Genomic DNA, 14,953 nt, shown 5'->3' with positions numbered 1-14,953 from the left:
ACCGCGCGGGACGCCGACCTCGCGCGTACCCTGGAGAGGTCGTCCGCCTGAGGGTGATCGTCGTAAGGAGAAGGCCATGAGCGTCCTGCTTCCCTTGCTCGCCGCCGCGCCCGCGGTGACCGGCCTGGCCGGTTACTACGCCCGCGACATCCGCGGCCCGCAGACCCTACCGGCGGCGCCCCCGACGGCGCGTCCCCTGGTCGAGTACTTCGATCTGGCCGATCTCACCAGCACCGACACCCGCGGATTCGTCCGGCCGGTGGAACGCTACGAGGTCCAGCCGTGGGGGCTCTACGTGTCGCGGGTCACCCCCGATCCGCGGCAGCGCTACGTCGAATCGTGGCTGCTGCCCGCCCAGGGCGTGCGGGCCACGGTCGCCCACGAGCGGCCCGGGCACCACCGTGCCCGCGACCTGGTGCTCGACATCGGCGACTACGAGCAGGTCGGGCCCAAACGCTGGCGGGCGACGGACCACTACCTCGACGTCGCCGTGCGGCACGGCCACTCCTCGCGCCTGCGCGGGTCGAGCGAGCTGCTGGCCGCCCACGCGGCGGGCGCGGTCGACACCGCGCGGGCCGACCGCGCGTTCGCCCTGGCCACCGCCGTGCTCGAGGGACTCTCCGCGCACGGCCACGACGTCGACCGCTGGCTCGGCGCCCACGGCATCGCCCTGACCTGGATGTGACCGCCCGCCGGCGGCCGGCCCTCCGCCGGTCGCCGGGCGGTGCGCGCGGGCGGATGCCGGTAGATTCTGCGGCTATGACGCAGGCCGCCACCGTGGATGTCCACCCGCCCAAAGTCGAGATCTTCGACGTCGCCGCCTACACCAACATCGACCCCAAGGGGTTCGTGCGCGCCGTCGAGGTGTATCGGGAGGAGCCGTGGGGGCTCTACATGGGCAGGCACTCCGACCACCGGGAGTTCCACTACCTGGAATCGTGGCTGCTGCCCGCGCAGTCGCTGCGGGTGACGCGGTTCCACGACACCCCCGGCCACGGCCGCCACTACGCGTTCTACCTCGACGTCGGCACCTTCACCCGCGAGACGCCGCAGCGCTGGCGGTCCGTCGACCACTATCTCGACCTGCTGGTCTCCCCCGGCCGCGCGGTGGAGCTCGTCGACGTCGACGAGTTGTTCGCCGCGCACGCCGCAGGCCTGCTCACCCTCCCCGAGGCCCAGCGGGCCGTCGCCACCGCGACCGCGACCATCGAAGGTCTTGCCGCGCACGGCTATTCGCTCGACGCGTGGCTGGCCGAGGCCGGCATCACCCTGACCTGGCGCTGAGACGCGAAACCGCCCGGAACCCGAGGGAGGGGGTTCCGGGCGGTCGCGCCGGCTCGTCTAGCCCGCCGAGCCGGGGATCAGGTCGCCCAGGCCACCGCCGCAGGTGGCCGAGCCGGTGCCGTCGGAGGCGGCCACCGTCACGGTGACCGAATCGCTGATGAGCAGCTGCCGCGCCTCGATCTTGTGCTGACCGGCGGTGGTCGGCTTCCAGGTGATGCTCACGGTGCCCGAGAGCAGCGACGGCGACACCGGGCTGCCCGGGATGTCGGCGCCGTTGTCGGTGAACTTCACCGAGGTCAGCCGGTCGACCTCCACCGAGGCGGTGACCTTGTAGCTGCAGCCGACCTTGTGGTTGGTGCCGGAGACGGCGACGTTGCCGACCCACGCCGAGGCATGAGGGGCGGCGAGCACGAGGCTCGCACCGATCGCGCCGAGAGCGGTGATCCCGAAGCCCGCGCGGCCCAGGTGACGATGTGTAGTCATACGCACTTCAACTTCCCTGTGAATCGAGCCACTCCTTGGTGACTCGCCACAATCTACACAGCGCGCCCGGCCGCCCGGCCATTTTTTGAAACATCGTTGTTTAACAAATTTGTCTCGGGATCCGGACCCGGCCGGAATCCTGTCACGCCTCGACGCGAGCGCGCACCGATTCGCACCATTCCCGCTCGACGGCGCGGTACGCCTTCGCCGCCTGCGCCCCGCTCAGCCCGGCCGCGGCGGCCTCGGCCGCGCGCTCGGCGCCGGCGTAGTCCGCGCGCAGCTCCGCGTCGGCGCGCAGCCGATCCCGCAGCGCCAGGGCGAACCGCTGAGCCGGGGTGTCGCGGACCCGCACGTGGACGACGGCCGGGCGGCCGGGGTCGGCGCTGCCGTGCAGAAGCCCACCGGCCTCGGCCGGGTCGGCGTCGCCGTCGGCGACGGGCGGGAAGCCGGCGGCGGTCAGACCGGCGGCGAGCGCGGCCGCCGCCGGAGCGTCGGCGACGGTGATCTGCAGGTCGAGGATGTCGGGGGCGTCCAGGCCGGGCACCGCGGTCGGCCCGACGTGGTCGATCGCGACCGCGCCCGCGCCGCAGGCCAGCCACAGCCGGGCCGTCACGCGGCGGGCCTGCGCGGCCCACGCGTGCTCGGCGGAGACGACCCGATAGTCCGGCTGCGCGGCGACCCCGGCACGCAGGTTCGCCTCGAACGGGACCAGCCGCTCGGTCCACAACGCGCGCACCCGTTCCTCCACCCGGCCGGGCTCGCCGCCGTTGTCGAGCCACACGTCGGCGGCCGCGCGCCGCTGGTCGTCGGTGGCCTGGGCGGCGATGCGCGCCCGCGCGTCGGCCTCGTCGACCCCGCGCGAGGTGACCAGCCTGCGGACCCGCTCCTCCTCCTCGGCGTGCACGATCAGCACCAGATTCATCAGCGGGGCGAGCCCGTTCTCCACGAGCAGCGGAACATCCTGCACCACAACGGCATCCGCGGGCGCCGCGGCGATCAGTTCCGCGGTCCGCGCGCCGACCAGCGGGTGCACGATCCCGTTGAGCCGGGCGCGGGCCGCGTCGTCGGCGAAGGCGACGGCGGCCAGCGCGGGCCGGTCGAGGCTGCCGTCGTCGGCCAGCACGCCCGGGCCGAACGCCTCGGCCAGCGCGGCCAGACCCGGGGTGCCGGGTGCCACCACCTCCCGGGCGATGACATCCGAATCGACCAGCACCGCCCCGAGCCGCACCAGCTCACGCGCCACCGTCGACTTGCCCGCTCCCATGCCTCCGGTGAGGCCGACCCGCAACATGGGCCCAGTCTCGCATCCCGGCCGCGCCGCCGGGTGAGCCCCCCGGCGCGCCGACCGGCCCGCGTCCGACACGCCGGAGTGTCCGGAGCCGCTCAATCCGGGGTTCGGCCACCGCGGTCGGATACTGTCGCCTCGGCGAGAAGGCCGGCAACCTGCGAGCGAAGGAACACTCATGAGCACCAGCGACCACCGGGCGGCCCGCCACCGCCTCGGCCTGCCGGGAGGCGTGCACTGCCTCGAGATCCCCGCCGTCGCGGCGATCTTCTCCGAACGTCGCCGCTCCTGGTTCGCCGCGTGGTTCACCCCCGCCCGCCACGCCGCGGGCGCCCGCCCCGCCGTGTCCGCGCCCGCCCCGCAGTGGGTCCCGGTCACCGCGAGCTGACGCCTCGACCGGGTTCGCCCCGTCTGCGGCCCGCCGTCGCGCGATCCCCTCGGCCGCAACCGATCCGGTGCCGCCCGGTTCGTCGTTCCCCGAGCACGCGACCGGCCTGACCGGCCCGATACGGCCCGACCTCTACACAAAGGAACGGCAGCACGTTCCCGCCCGGCCGCCGCACCGGATTCCTCGGCGCAGAACGATCTTCGCTGCTCCACCGCGGGGTAGCGAGCGTGCCGAACCTGCGGGCGCGCCCACCCCTGGCGGAACGACCTCGGCCGCGCCCACCCCCGAAAAGCCCGAAGGCCCCGATCCGTGCGGATCGGGGCCTTCGGTCGTACTGCGTGCGTATCAGGCGTTGCCCGACAGCTTCTCGCGCAGCGCCGCCAGCTGGGCGTCGCTGGCCAGGGAGCCACCGGCCGACTCGGCCGCACCGGAGGACGCCTGCGAACCGCTCTCGGAGGAGTAGTTCGAGGAGCCGCCGCCGTTCGCGGCCTCGGCCGCGGCGTCGGCCGCCATCTTCTCCATCTGCGCGGTGTGCATCTTGTGGCGACGCTCCGCCTCGGCGTAGCGGCCTTCCCACTCCTCGCGCTGCTTGTCGAAGCCCTCGAGCCATTCGTTGGTCTCGGGATCGAAGCCCTCGGGGAAGATGTAGTTGCCCTGCTCGTCGTAGCTGTCGGCCATGCCGTACTTCGACGGGTCGAACTCGGCGTGGTAGTCCTCGTTCGCCTGCTTCAGCGACAGCGAGATCCGGCGACGCTCCAGGTCGATGTCGATGACCTTGACCATCGCGTCGTCGCCGACGGCCACGACCTGGTCCGGGACCTCCACGTGGCGCTCGGCCAGCTCGGAGATGTGCACCAGGCCCTCGATGCCCTCCTCGACGCGGACGAACGCGCCGAAGGGAACCAGCTTGGTGACCTTGCCCGGCACGATCTGGCCGATCGCGTGGGTGCGGGCGAACTGACGCCACGGGTCTTCCTGCGTCGCCTTGAGCGACAGGGAGACGCGCTCGCGGTCCAGGTCGACGTCGAGGACCTCGACGGTGACCTCGGTGCCGACCTCGACGACCTCGGACGGGTGGTCGATGTGCTTCCAGGACAGCTCGGAGACGTGCACCAGACCGTCGACGCCGCCCAGGTCCACGAAGGCACCGAAGTTGACGATCGAGGAGACCACACCCTTGCGGACCTGGCCCTTCTGCAGCTGGTGCAGGAACTCGCTGCGGACCTCGGACTGGGTCTGCTCCAGCCAGGCGCGACGCGAGAGAACCACGTTGTTGCGGTTCTTGTCGAGCTCGATGATCTTGGCCTCGATCTCCTTGCCGACGTACGGCTGGAGGTCGCGGACACGACGCATCTCGACCAGGGAGGCGGGCAGGAAGCCGCGGAGGCCGATGTCGAGGATCAGGCCGCCCTTGACGACCTCGATGACGGTGCCCTTGACGGCCTCGTCCTTCTCCTTGAGCTCCTCGATCGTGCCCCACGCGCGCTCGTACTGCGCCCGCTTCTTCGACAGGATCAGGCGGCCTTCCTTGTCCTCCTTGGTGAGAACCAGGGCCTCGACCTCATCGCCCACGGAAACGACCTCGTTGGGGTCGACATCGTGCTTGATGGAGAGCTCGCGGGACGGGATGACGCCTTCGGTCTTGTAACCGATGTCGAGCAGGACCTCGTCACGATCGACCTTGACGATGGTTCCCTCGACGATGTCGCCATCGTTGAAGTACTTGATCGTGGCGTCGATGGCGGCGAGGAAATCCTCGGCGGAGCCGATGTCGTTGACGGCTACCTGCGGCGAGGTGACGGTGGTGGGCATATGTGGGTTTGCTCCGGACGGATTGTGGTCGGTTGCGGACAATGGAACGGGTACTTTCGGTACGCTGCGTGATCACCGCGGCAGGACGGGCGATGGATACTATGAAAGTACCCCACCGACCGCGATCACCGCTGAGCGATCTCGGTGCGCCCACCCGCGAAACCGGACGATTGACGACAAACGCCGACAATCGCAGCTGATCTCGGCGGACACGCGCGATCAACAGCGTACGCGAGTCGTCTCCGGCCGGGCAAACCACCCCCTCGGCGCGCCGATACCCTGATCCCCGTGCCGGAACAGTCTGCCACCCCCACCGACCCCGACGAGCGCCACGCGCAGGCCAACGCCCTGCTCGGCACCGCCGCCACCACCCGGACCCGGGTCTCCTCCGCCGACAGCGAACGGGCCAGCAGGCGCTGGTGGGACGCCGACGCCGACCAGTACCACCGCACCCACGCCGACTTCCTCGGCGTCGACTCCCCCGGCGGCGAGTTCGTCTGGTGCCCGGAGGGGCTGCACGAGGGCGACTACGGCTTCCTCGGCGACGTGACCGGCAAGCGGGTGCTCGAGATCGGCTGCGGGTCGGCGCCGTGCTCGCGCTGGCTGGCCGGCCGGGGCGCGTACCCGGTGGGGCTCGACCTGTCGATGGGCATGCTCGCGCGCGGCGTGGCCGCCATGGAGCGCGGCGGCCCGGTGGTGCCGCTGGTGCAGGCGGGCGCGGAGGCGCTGCCCTTCGCGGACGCTTCGTTCGACCTGGCGTGCTCGGCCTTCGGCGGCGTGCCGTTCGTCGCGGATTCGGCGCGGGTGATGCGCGAGGTCGCGCGGGTGCTGAAGCCGGGCGGGCGGTGGGTCTTCTCGGTCAACCACCCGATGCGCTGGATCTTCCCCGACGATCCGGGCGAGAAGGGCCTGGTCGCGTCCATCCCCTATTTCGACCGCACCCCCTACGTGGAGGTCGACGGCGACGGGGTGCCCACCTACGTGGAGCACCACCGCACCGTGGGCGATCGGGTGCGCGAGATCGTCGCCGCCGGGCTCACGCTGGTCGACCTCGTCGAACCCGACTGGCCGGAGTGGCTCGACCGCGAATGGGGTCAGTGGTCGCCGCTGCGCGGGGAGATCTTCCCGGGCACCGCCATCTTCGTCACCGAGAAGCGCTGAGCTCGGCGGGCGGCACGAATGCGGGCAGCGAGGCGAAGCCGGGATCGACCCGCACGGCGGGCACGGTGTCGGCGATCCAGCGCCGGGCCCGGGTCAGCGGGTGGTCGGGGAAGACCTCGTCGAAGCGCAGGTCGTCGGCCAGCGTGTAGGGCAGCCGACCGCGCAGCCCGGGCGCGTACGGGTGGGCCGGGAACATCTCGTCCCGGCTGACCCGGCCGCCGATCGCCGCCTCCCGCGCGCCGGGCCTGCCGGTCTCCGGGCAGATGATCTGGAAGACCGCGCTGCATCGGTCACGCGGCACGACGATCGAGGCGGCGAAGACCTGGCCGGGACGGCCGCCGGGCATGGGGGTCTTCTCGACCCGCAGCAGCGCGGGCAGCCGGTCCACCCAGACCACGAACGCCTCGATGAGACAGCCGGTGCGGCTGTGGTGTTCGGCCAGCCGCCTGCGCAGCCGCGGCAGGTCCTCGAGCCGGGCGGGCAGGTCGGGAACGGTGTCCACATAGGTCAGGGCGACCACGTCGCGCGTGGCCGGATCGCCCCAGGTGGTGGCGTCCAGCTGATGCATTCCCCTGATGTCGAAGGATATGGGCACCGTCACACTGTACTGGCCGGTACCGAGTTGCCCTGCGCCCCTGGATCATCGAGGACCGCGGCCGCCCGCACCCGGGCGTCGGGTGCGGGCGGGGGTCAGTCCGTCTTCGGCGCGCGGCCGGCCTGTTTGAGCGCCATCCGCAGGGCGTATTCGATCTGGGCGTTGACGCTGCGCAGATCGTCGGCCGCCCACCGCGCGATGGCTTCGTGGACGGCCGGGTCGAGCCGCAGCAGCACCTTCTTCGGGTCCTTCTTCGGCGCTGTCATGGCGGATGAACCCTACGAGTACAGCGATCCGGCGTTCACCACGGGCTGGGTCGCGCGGTCCCCGCAGAGGACGACGAGCAGGTTGGAGACCATGGTGGCCTTGCGTTCCTCGTCCAGTTGCACCGTGCCCTGCTCGGCGAGGCGATCCAGCGCGAGCCCGACCATGCCGACCGCGCCCTCCACGATCCGGGTCCGGGCCGCGACCACCTGCGCGGCCTGCTGGCGGACCAGCATGGCCTGGGCGATCTCCGGCGCGTAGGCGAGGTGGGTGATGCGGGCCTCGATGATCTCGATGCCCGCGGTCTCGGTGCGGTCGCGCAGCTCGGTGGTGAGTTCCCCGGCGACCTCGGCGCCGTCGCGCAGGCTGGTGCGGTCCGGGTCGTGGGCGTCGTAGGGGTGCGTGGTCGCCAGGTGCCGCACGGCGGCCTCGGACTGGGTCTCCACGTACTCCTCGTAGTCGTCGACGGCGAAGGCGGCCTTGAAGCTGTCGACCACCTTGTAGACCACGACGGCCGCGATCTCGACCGGGTTGCCGTCGGCGTCGTTGACCTTCAGCTTCTGGGTCTCGAAGTTGCGCACCCGCAGCGAGATGGTCTTGTTCTCGGCCAGCGGAACCACCGAGACGAACCCGGGTTCGCTCACCGAGCCGACGTAGCGGCCGAAGAACGTGACGACCTTGGCCTCGTTGGGGGCCACCACGATCAGGCCGGTGCAGCCGATCAGCACGGCGAGCACGAGCACCGACGCGACGATCCCGCCCGCGATCGCGAGCGGCCCGCCACCGTGGGCGGCGCCGATGAACGCGGCGGTCGCGGCGCCGCCGAGCGCGAGCGCGAGCACCAGGCCCGCTCCCGCGACCAGGAATCCGTTGACGTGTGTGGCGGGCCGAAGCTCCATGACATCCTCCCGATATCTGAGTGATATCACTATGCTAGCGGCTCGGGCCCGCTCGCGGCAACAGTCCGGGCGGGGCGGATGTTGCGGTTGCACCGGAACAGGTTGCGCGGGTCGTGTTCCGCCTTCAGGGCGGCGAGCCGGGCGTAGGTGGCCGGGGCGTAGCCGGCCCTGGTCTGCGCCTCGTCCGCGGCGGCGCCCGCGCCGTAGAGGAAGTTCAGGCTGTGCCCGATCGTCCACGGCGCCAGCGCCTCCCGGACCCGGGCGAGCCCGGCGGGCGCGCGCTCGCCCTCGGCGCCGGTGATGACCCGCACCGCGTAGGCGGCGTCGCGATGGTCGACGGCGAGGCGGGCCGGGCCGCCGCGCAGCGCCCCGCCGAGGTGGCGGATGTCGACGACCGCCTCGACCTCGCGACCCGGCGCGGTCGTGTCACGCAGCGCCGCGACGGTTTTCGCGGTCAGCTCGGACAGCAGCGCGTTGGTGGCGGCGTAGGCGTGCGGGAAGTCGGGGTCGCTGTAGATGGTGTGCGAGTCGGCGTAGGGCAGCACGCGCAGGTCGTCGCGCAGGCGCTCGCCGACGGCGCGCAGCGGCGCGACCAGGCGCTCGCCCTCGGCCGCCGGGCCGTGGAAGGCGACGCGGATCGCGGCGACGTGCCTGCCGCGCAACGGCTCCGGCAGCGCCGGGAGGTCGGGAAAGGTGAGCACGGCGACCGACGAGGTGAGCGTGTCGGGCACGGCGGCGGTCCAGACGCGCCAGGCCTCGAGGGCATCCTCGACCAGGTCCGTGTCGAAGATCAGCTGCCCGCCGTAGATCTCGGACACGGGAAGCAGGTCCAGCTCGACGCCGGTGACGACGCCGAAATTGCCGCCGGAACCGAGGACGGCGCCGAAGAGCTCGTCGGCGGGGGTCAGCGTGCGGCGGCGCGCGTCGGCGGTGACCAGCTCGACGGACCGCACGTGGTCGGCCGCGTACCCGAACTCCCGCGCGAGCAGGCCGAGCCCGCCGCCGAGCAGGTAGCCGACGACGCCGACCGACAGCGAGGAACCGTTGAGCGGCGCGAGGCCGTGCGCCGCGGCGGCCGTGACGAGCGCGCCCGCCCGCACGCCCGCACCGACGCGGGCGGTTCGGGCGACCGGGTCGACGGCGACGGTGTCCATCCGGCCGGTGGTGATCAGGACACCGTCGCGGACGGGCACCGACAGGCCGTGCCCGGTGGCCTGGACCGCGATCGGCAGCCGGTGCCGCGCCGCGAACGCCACCGCGGCGCGCACGTCCTCCGCGTGCGCCGCGCCGACGACCAGCGCGGGCCGGTGCGTGTAGGCGGTCTGGAATCCGGCGATCTCCTCGGCGTAGCCGGGGTCGCCGGGACGGAAGAGCGGGCCGGTGGTGACGGGCAGGTCGGTGAGCGGGTTCTCGGTCATACCTCGACCCTGCCGCCCGGCGAGTGAGAAGTGAAACAGATAGTTCTTCGCGATGCCATAATCCACTGTTATGGAACTGCGGCAGCTGCGCTACTTCGTCACCGTCGTCGAGGAGGGCGGCTTCACCCGGGCCGCCGAGCGGCTGCACCTCACCCAGCCGGGGCTCAGCGCCCAGATCAAGCAGCTCGAGCGGGCCCTCGGCCAGCAGCTCCTCGATCGCGGCCCCCGCACCGTCACCCCGACCGCCGTCGGGGCGGCGGTCCTCGAGCACGCGCGCGCCGCCCTCGCCGCCGCCGACCGGATCGAGGCCACGGTGCAGGAGTTCACCGGGCTGCTGCGCGGACACGTGCGCCTCGGCGTCATCTCCGGCGCGGCCGGCGAGGAGTTCGACGTGGCCGCGGTGCTCGCGGGATTCCACACCGATCACCCGGCCGTCGGCATCAGCCTCACCGAGGACACCGCCGAGGCGATGCTGGCCGCCCTCGATCGCGGCGACCTCGACATCGCCCTCGTCGGGCTGACCGGGGCGGCGATGGCCCCCACGGTCGGCGTCGAGACCGTCCTCGAGACCCCGCTCGTCGCCGCCGTCGCCGCGGACGCACCGCCGGGTCCGGGCGAGCACGCGGGCACGATCCCGCTGCGGGCCCTGCGCGAGCACCGCCTGATCTGCCTGCCGCCGGGCACCGGCCTGCGCGGGGTCTTCGAACGCGCCTGCGCCGCCGCCGGTTTCACCCCGGACATCGCCTTCGAGGCCGCCGCGCCCCCGCTGCTGCTCCGCCTGGCCGCGCACGGCCTCGGCACCGCCGTCGTCCCGGGACTCACCCCCGCCGAGGCCACGGCCGCCGGCGTCCGCGCCCTCGACCTCGTCGACCCGCCCCTGCGCGGCAGGCTGGCGCTGGTGTGGCGGACCGACCGCACGGGCAATCCGGCGGCCCGTGCCCTGCTCGGCCAGCTCCGCCTCGCCCTGGCGCCCCGCCCCTGACGCGGCCTACAGCAACCGGGACAGGAACGCCTTGGTCCGTTCGTGTTCCGGGTTCGCCAGCATCTCGCTCGGCACCCCCGCCTCCACGACCACGCCGCCGTCCATGAAGACGAGCTGGTCGGCGACCTCGCGGGCGAAACCCATCTCGTGGGTGACCACCACCATGGTCATGCCCGAGGCGGCGAGTTCGCGCATGACGGTGAGGACCTCGCCGACCAGTTCGGGATCGAGCGCCGAGGTCGGCTCGTCGAAGAGCATGAGTTTGGGGTCCATGGCCAGGGCGCGGGCGATGGCGACGCGCTGCTGCTGACCGCCCGAGAGCTGGGCGGGATAGGCGCCCGCCTTGTCCGCCAGGCCGACCCGGTCGAGGAGTTCCTCGGCCCGGCGCACCGCGTCGGCCTTGCGGACCTTCTTCACCTGCGTCGGCGCCTCGATGACGTTCTCGAGGGCGGTGCGGTGCGGGAAGAGGTTGAAGTGCTGGAACACCATGCCGATGTCGCGACGCTGGCGCGCGGCCTCGCGCGGGTGCATCTCGTAGAGCTTGCCGTTGCGTTCGGTGTAGCCGACCAGCTCGCCGTCGACGTAGAGCCGGCCCGCGGTCACCTGTTCGAGATGGTTGATGCAGCGCAGGAAGGTGGACTTGCCTGACCCCGAGGGCCCGATCAGGCACAGCACGTCCCCCGGACTCGCTTCCAGGGTGATGCCCTTGAGCACCTGGAGGGCCCCGAAGCTCTTGCACACCCGGTCCGCCCGGATCATCGGTTCGCTCATTTCGCCTTCACCGCCGCCTGTGCCGCGGCCAGTTCCTGCAGCTGTTTGGCCGACAGCTGGCGGGACGCGCCGCGGGAGAAGTGCCGTTCCAGGTAGTACTGCCCGACCATCAGGATGCTGGTGATCGCCAGGTACCAGGTGGCGGCGACCAGCAGCAGCGGGATGGGTTCGAAGTTCACGCCGTAGATGTCGCGGGCGCGGCCGTAGAGGTCGGTCGAGAGCGGGATCGCCGCGACCAGCGAGGTGGTCTTGAGCATGCCGATCAGTTCGTTGCCGGTCGGGGGGATGATCACCCGCATGGCCTGCGGCAACACCGTGCGGCGCATGGTCTGCGACCAGGACATGCCCAGCGCGGTGGATGCCTCGTACTGGCCCTCGCCGACCGAACCGATGCCGGCGCGCACGATCTCGGCCATGTAGGCGGCCTCGTTGAGGCCGAGCCCGATCACCGCGAACAGGAACCCCGCCTGCAGGTCCTGCACGTCGATGTGGAAGAACTGCGGCCCGAACGGGACACCGAGGTCGATGTTCTTGTACAGCGAGGGCACCAGGCCCCAGAACACGAGCTGCACGAACACGGGCGTGCCACGGAAGATCCACAGGTACACCCAGGCCACCCACCGCAGCACCGGGTTGGGCGACAGGCGCATCACCGCCAGCACCGTGCCGAGCACCACCGCGATGAGCATGGCCAGCACCGTGAGCTCGAGGGTGACCACCGCGCCCTGGCTGATGCGCTCGTCGAACAGGTACTTGGCGTAGACGTCCCAGCGGTAGGCCGGATTGGTGATCGCGCCGTAGACGAACAGGCCGACCAGGATCAGGATGACCGCCGCGGCGATCCAGCGACCCGGCCTGCGCAGGGGGACCGCCTTGATGGGTTCCGGCTCGGACGCCGGTTGTCGTGTCGTCATCAGCTCACCGCACCGTTGATCACCGAGGTGCTGATCGCACCGTCCTGGACTCCCCAATTGCGGGTGATCTGCAGGTAGACACCCGTGTCGATCAGATGCTGCAGGGCCTGCTGCAGCGGCCGCGCCAGCGGCGAACCCTTGGCCACGGCCCAGCCGTAGGGCGCGGATTCGAAGACCGGGCCCGCGGGCTCGATGCGCCCCTCGGTCCGCTTGATGGCGTAGGCGGTGACCGGCGAATCGGCCGACATCGCGTCCACCTGACCCAGCACCAGCGCGTTGGTGGCGCCGCTCTGCTCGTCGAAGGCCTTCATGTCGATCGGCGGCCTGCCCGCCGCCACGCAGGCCGCGGACTTGGCCGGGACCTCCTCGGTGTGTTCGACCGTGGTCGACTGGACCGCGACCCGCTTGCCGCAGGCGTTCTCCGGATCGACCGGCTCGTCCGGCCGCTGCGCCCACTGGATCCCGGCGTTGAAGTAGGTGACGAAGTCGACCTGCTTCTCCCGCTCCCGGGAATCGGTGATCGAGGACATGCCCATGTCGTAGGTGCCTGCCTGGACTCCGGGAATGATCTTCTCGAACGAGGACTCCACGAACTGGGCGCGCACCCCGAGGACCCCGGCGACCGCGTCGACGAGATCGACGTCGAATCCGACGATCTGGCCCTTGGCGTTGCGGTATTCGTTGGGCTGATACGGCACGTTGACCCCGACGACGATCCGCCCCGACGATCGCACGGAGTCGGGTAGCGCGGCCGCGATGTCGGGCACCACGGTCACCGGAACCTTGGGCACGGGCGGATCCTCGTCGTCGGTGTTGTCGACGCAGCCGCCGACCGCCAGCACCGCGACAACGGCCAGGCACAGCGACCAGCGCGACCGCGCCCGTCGCGCGGGGCGAGCACCCACACCAACCTCCGATCCGCGCCGAGCGGGCCACCGAGCGAACTGCGTGTTCTCGCACCCTAGACCACCAGGGGCGGCCCGGGGCGGAACCGCGCTCAGCGGCGGTGCACGCGGGCGCGGACCTGTTCGGTGAACTCGGAGGTCGAGGCGAGGCCGCCCAGGTCCGCGGTCGCGACCCCGGCCGCCAGGGTGGCGGCCAGCGCCCGATCGATGCGGTCGGCGGCCTCGGTCAGCCCGTGGTCGCCGCGGCGGGCGCCGAGCCAGCGCAGCAGCATCGCCGCCGAGGCCTGCAGCGCCACCGGGTTGGCGCGGTTGCGCCCGGCGATGTCGGGCGCGGCGCCGTGGACGGCCTGGGCCATGGCCACGGTGTCGGAGCAGTTGATCGACGGGGCCAGCCCGAGCGAGCCACTGAGCTCGGCGGCCAGATCGGACAGGATGTCGCCGAAGAGGTTCTCGGTGACCAGCACGTCGTAGTCGTCGGGGTCGCGCACCAGGTGCGCGGCGACGGCGTCGACGTGCTCGTCGTCCACGCGCACGTCGGGGTAGTCCGCGGCGACCGCGTAGCAGACGTCGCGGAACAGGCCGGTGGTCATCGGCAGCACGTTGGCCTTGTGCACCACGGTGACCCGCTTGCGCCTGCCCCGGGCCAGCCGCAGCGCCTGGTGGGCGATGCGCTCGCACGCCTGACGGGTGATCAGCGCGACGGCCATGGCGACGTCCTCGGTCGGCCGGAACTCCCCCGAGCCGGCGAACATGTTGCGGTCGGCGTAGAAGCCCTCGCTGTTCTCCCGCACGATCACCAGGTCGATGCCCGGCGCGGTGGCCCGCACACCCGGGAACGCCCTGGCCGGACGGATGTTGGCGTAGAGCCCGAAGTGCTTGCGGATGGCGCCGCCCGGGGCGACGCGCAGATGCTCGGGATAGGAGGCGTTGTCGTGCGGGCCGAGGATCCAGCCGTCGACGGCGGCGAGCCCCGCGCGGGTCTGCTCGGGCAGCGGGTCGCCGAACTCCTCGATGGCGGCATGCCCCATCAGCAGCGGCACCCAGTCCACCGGCGCCAGGCCCGCCGCCGCGACCGCCTCGTCCACCACCGCCCTGGTCGCGGCCACCACCTCGGGGCCGATTCCGTCACCGTCGATCACACCCAGCCGCACACCGTTCACCGCATCATCCTCGCGCGCGGCCGCGCCGATCGGTCCGCCCGCCCCCGCGGACACGCCGTCCGCCGGTAGATTCGCCCGTGTGGCGCAGTCGGTGGAACTGCTGGTCGACCAAGAGACCGAGGCGTGGGTCCGCGGTCAGTGGCGCGCGCTGGCGGCGGCGGGGGTCGGCAGGCCGGGCACCGCCACGCACCGCCCGCACATCACCGTCGCGGTGGCCGCGCGGATCCCGTCCGCGCTGGACCCGGCGCTGGCCGGCCTCGACGTCGCCCCGCTGCCCGTCCGGATCGGCGGGCTGCTGCTGTTCGGCGCGCACCGCCCGATCCTGGTGCGTGCGGTCGTGCCCTCGGCGGGGCTGCTGGCGTTGCAGCGCGCGGTGCACGACATCGTGGCGGAGTGCCCGGGCCTGGTCGAGAACACCGCCCCGGATTCCTGGACGCCGCATGTGACCCTGGCGCGCCGGGTGACGCCGGAACAGCTCGGGGCGGCCGTACACGCCGTGGCCCGCGAGCGCGATTTTCCCGGCACTGTGGTGGGTATACGCCGCTGGGACGGCGACACCCGGACCGAGCGGATCCTCATCGGGGGAAGATAGAGGGACGTATCGGCGTTACCAGACGACGAGACCGACTTAT

General features: G+C 72.1%; 17 protein-coding genes. 6 read left to right on the top strand and 11 right to left on the bottom strand.

Annotated features, from left to right (window positions below; all coding sequences use genetic code 11):
* The first annotated feature begins 76 nt into the window (after positions 1–76).
* Together ON36_RS09390 and ON36_RS09385 are read left to right on the top strand one after the other, a co-directional pair.
* On the top strand, positions 77–685 hold the full coding sequence (locus ON36_RS09390) for a ribonuclease FAU-1 family protein (protein WP_083885023.1): 609 nt from the start codon (positions 77–79) through the stop codon (positions 683–685).
* A 74-nt stretch (positions 686–759) separates the two neighbouring features.
* Positions 760–1,284 carry a ribonuclease FAU-1 family protein gene (locus ON36_RS09385; protein ID WP_043650443.1) on the top strand — a complete coding sequence of 175 codons (525 nt, stop codon included), beginning with the start codon at positions 760–762 and terminating at the stop codon, positions 1,282–1,284.
* Between the two features lie 57 nt (positions 1,285–1,341).
* Here the strand turns inward: ON36_RS09385 and ON36_RS09380 are convergent, their stop codons facing one another.
* Together ON36_RS09380 and coaE are read right to left on the bottom strand one after the other, a co-directional pair.
* Complete coding sequence (locus tag ON36_RS09380) at positions 1,342–1,767, bottom strand: hypothetical protein (RefSeq protein WP_043650440.1); 426 nt, start codon at positions 1,765–1,767, stop codon at positions 1,342–1,344.
* A 142-nt stretch (positions 1,768–1,909) separates the two neighbouring features.
* Positions 1,910–3,058, bottom strand: a complete 1,149-nt coding sequence (gene coaE / locus ON36_RS09375) for a dephospho-CoA kinase (protein ID WP_043650439.1) — start codon at positions 3,056–3,058, stop codon at positions 1,910–1,912.
* Positions 3,059–3,230: 172 nt separating this feature from the next.
* Between coaE and ON36_RS09370 the strand changes: the two genes are divergently transcribed.
* The gene (locus ON36_RS09370; protein WP_043650438.1) at positions 3,231–3,440 is read left to right on the top strand and encodes a hypothetical protein; all 210 of its coding nucleotides are present in this window, start codon (positions 3,231–3,233) and stop codon (positions 3,438–3,440) included.
* Positions 3,441–3,785: 345 nt separating this feature from the next.
* Here ON36_RS09370 and rpsA read toward each other — a convergent pair whose 3' ends face one another.
* Positions 3,786–5,252 (bottom strand): 30S ribosomal protein S1, encoded by a 1,467-nt coding sequence (gene rpsA, locus ON36_RS09365; RefSeq protein ID WP_043650436.1) that lies wholly within the window; start codon positions 5,250–5,252, stop codon positions 3,786–3,788.
* 288 nt (positions 5,253–5,540) lie between these two features.
* Between rpsA and ON36_RS09360 the strand changes: the two genes are divergently transcribed.
* Positions 5,541–6,413, top strand: coding sequence for a class I SAM-dependent methyltransferase (locus tag ON36_RS09360; RefSeq protein ID WP_043650434.1), 873 nt, complete (start codon positions 5,541–5,543; stop codon positions 6,411–6,413).
* On the opposite strand, the gene ON36_RS09355 is transcribed toward ON36_RS09360, so the two are convergent.
* The 4 genes from ON36_RS09355 to ON36_RS09345 all read right to left on the bottom strand — a co-directional run bounded on the left by ON36_RS09355 (position 6,397) and on the right by ON36_RS09345 (position 9,589).
* Positions 6,397–7,008 carry a hypothetical protein gene (locus ON36_RS09355; protein ID WP_245558019.1) on the bottom strand — a complete coding sequence of 204 codons (612 nt, stop codon included), beginning with the start codon at positions 7,006–7,008 and terminating at the stop codon, positions 6,397–6,399. The two genes, ON36_RS09360 and ON36_RS09355, sit on opposite strands and share 17 nt — an antisense overlap.
* Positions 7,009–7,103: 95 nt before the next feature.
* Positions 7,104–7,274: a type II toxin-antitoxin system antitoxin gene (locus tag ON36_RS34640; RefSeq protein ID WP_157224824.1), complete on the bottom strand. Its 171-nt coding sequence runs from the start codon at positions 7,272–7,274 to the stop codon at positions 7,104–7,106.
* A 12-nt stretch (positions 7,275–7,286) separates the two neighbouring features.
* Positions 7,287–8,171: an SPFH domain-containing protein gene (locus tag ON36_RS09350; protein ID WP_043650429.1), complete on the bottom strand. Its 885-nt coding sequence runs from the start codon at positions 8,169–8,171 to the stop codon at positions 7,287–7,289.
* Between the two features lie 29 nt (positions 8,172–8,200).
* Complete coding sequence (locus ON36_RS09345; RefSeq protein WP_052313803.1) at positions 8,201–9,589, bottom strand: FAD-binding oxidoreductase; 1,389 nt, start codon at positions 9,587–9,589, stop codon at positions 8,201–8,203.
* A 70-nt stretch (positions 9,590–9,659) separates the two neighbouring features.
* On the opposite strand from ON36_RS09345, the gene ON36_RS09340 reads away from it, so the two are divergent.
* On the top strand, positions 9,660–10,571 hold the full coding sequence (locus tag ON36_RS09340; RefSeq protein ID WP_043650428.1) for a LysR family transcriptional regulator: 912 nt from the start codon (positions 9,660–9,662) through the stop codon (positions 10,569–10,571).
* A gap of 6 nt (positions 10,572–10,577) precedes the next feature.
* On the opposite strand, the gene ON36_RS09335 is transcribed toward ON36_RS09340, so the two are convergent.
* The 4 genes from ON36_RS09335 to ON36_RS09320 form a co-directional block, all read right to left on the bottom strand.
* Complete coding sequence (locus tag ON36_RS09335) at positions 10,578–11,330, bottom strand: amino acid ABC transporter ATP-binding protein (RefSeq protein WP_085999595.1); 753 nt, start codon at positions 11,328–11,330, stop codon at positions 10,578–10,580.
* A gap of 8 nt (positions 11,331–11,338) precedes the next feature.
* A complete protein-coding gene (locus ON36_RS09330; RefSeq protein ID WP_043650423.1) occupies positions 11,339–12,256 on the bottom strand; it encodes an amino acid ABC transporter permease in 918 nt (305 codons plus the stop codon).
* Positions 12,256–13,161 (bottom strand): ABC transporter substrate-binding protein, encoded by a 906-nt coding sequence (locus ON36_RS09325; protein ID WP_052313802.1) that lies wholly within the window; start codon positions 13,159–13,161, stop codon positions 12,256–12,258. The genes ON36_RS09330 and ON36_RS09325 overlap by 1 nt, the downstream gene beginning before the upstream one ends.
* A 92-nt stretch (positions 13,162–13,253) precedes the next feature.
* Positions 13,254–14,321 (bottom strand): isocitrate/isopropylmalate dehydrogenase family protein, encoded by a 1,068-nt coding sequence (locus tag ON36_RS09320; protein WP_043650505.1) that lies wholly within the window; start codon positions 14,319–14,321, stop codon positions 13,254–13,256.
* Between the two features lie 79 nt (positions 14,322–14,400).
* Between ON36_RS09320 and ON36_RS09315 the strand changes: the two genes are divergently transcribed.
* A complete protein-coding gene (locus tag ON36_RS09315; RefSeq protein ID WP_043650421.1) occupies positions 14,401–14,913 on the top strand; it encodes a 2'-5' RNA ligase family protein in 513 nt (170 codons plus the stop codon).
* Positions 14,914–14,953: the final 40 nt, after the last annotated feature.

This window comes from Nocardia thailandica NBRC 100428 (assembly GCF_000308795.1).
In the GTDB taxonomy this organism is placed as follows: Bacteria; Actinomycetota; Actinomycetes; order Mycobacteriales; family Mycobacteriaceae; genus Nocardia; species Nocardia thailandica.
This window is presented reverse-complemented; position numbering and strand designations above follow the sequence as displayed.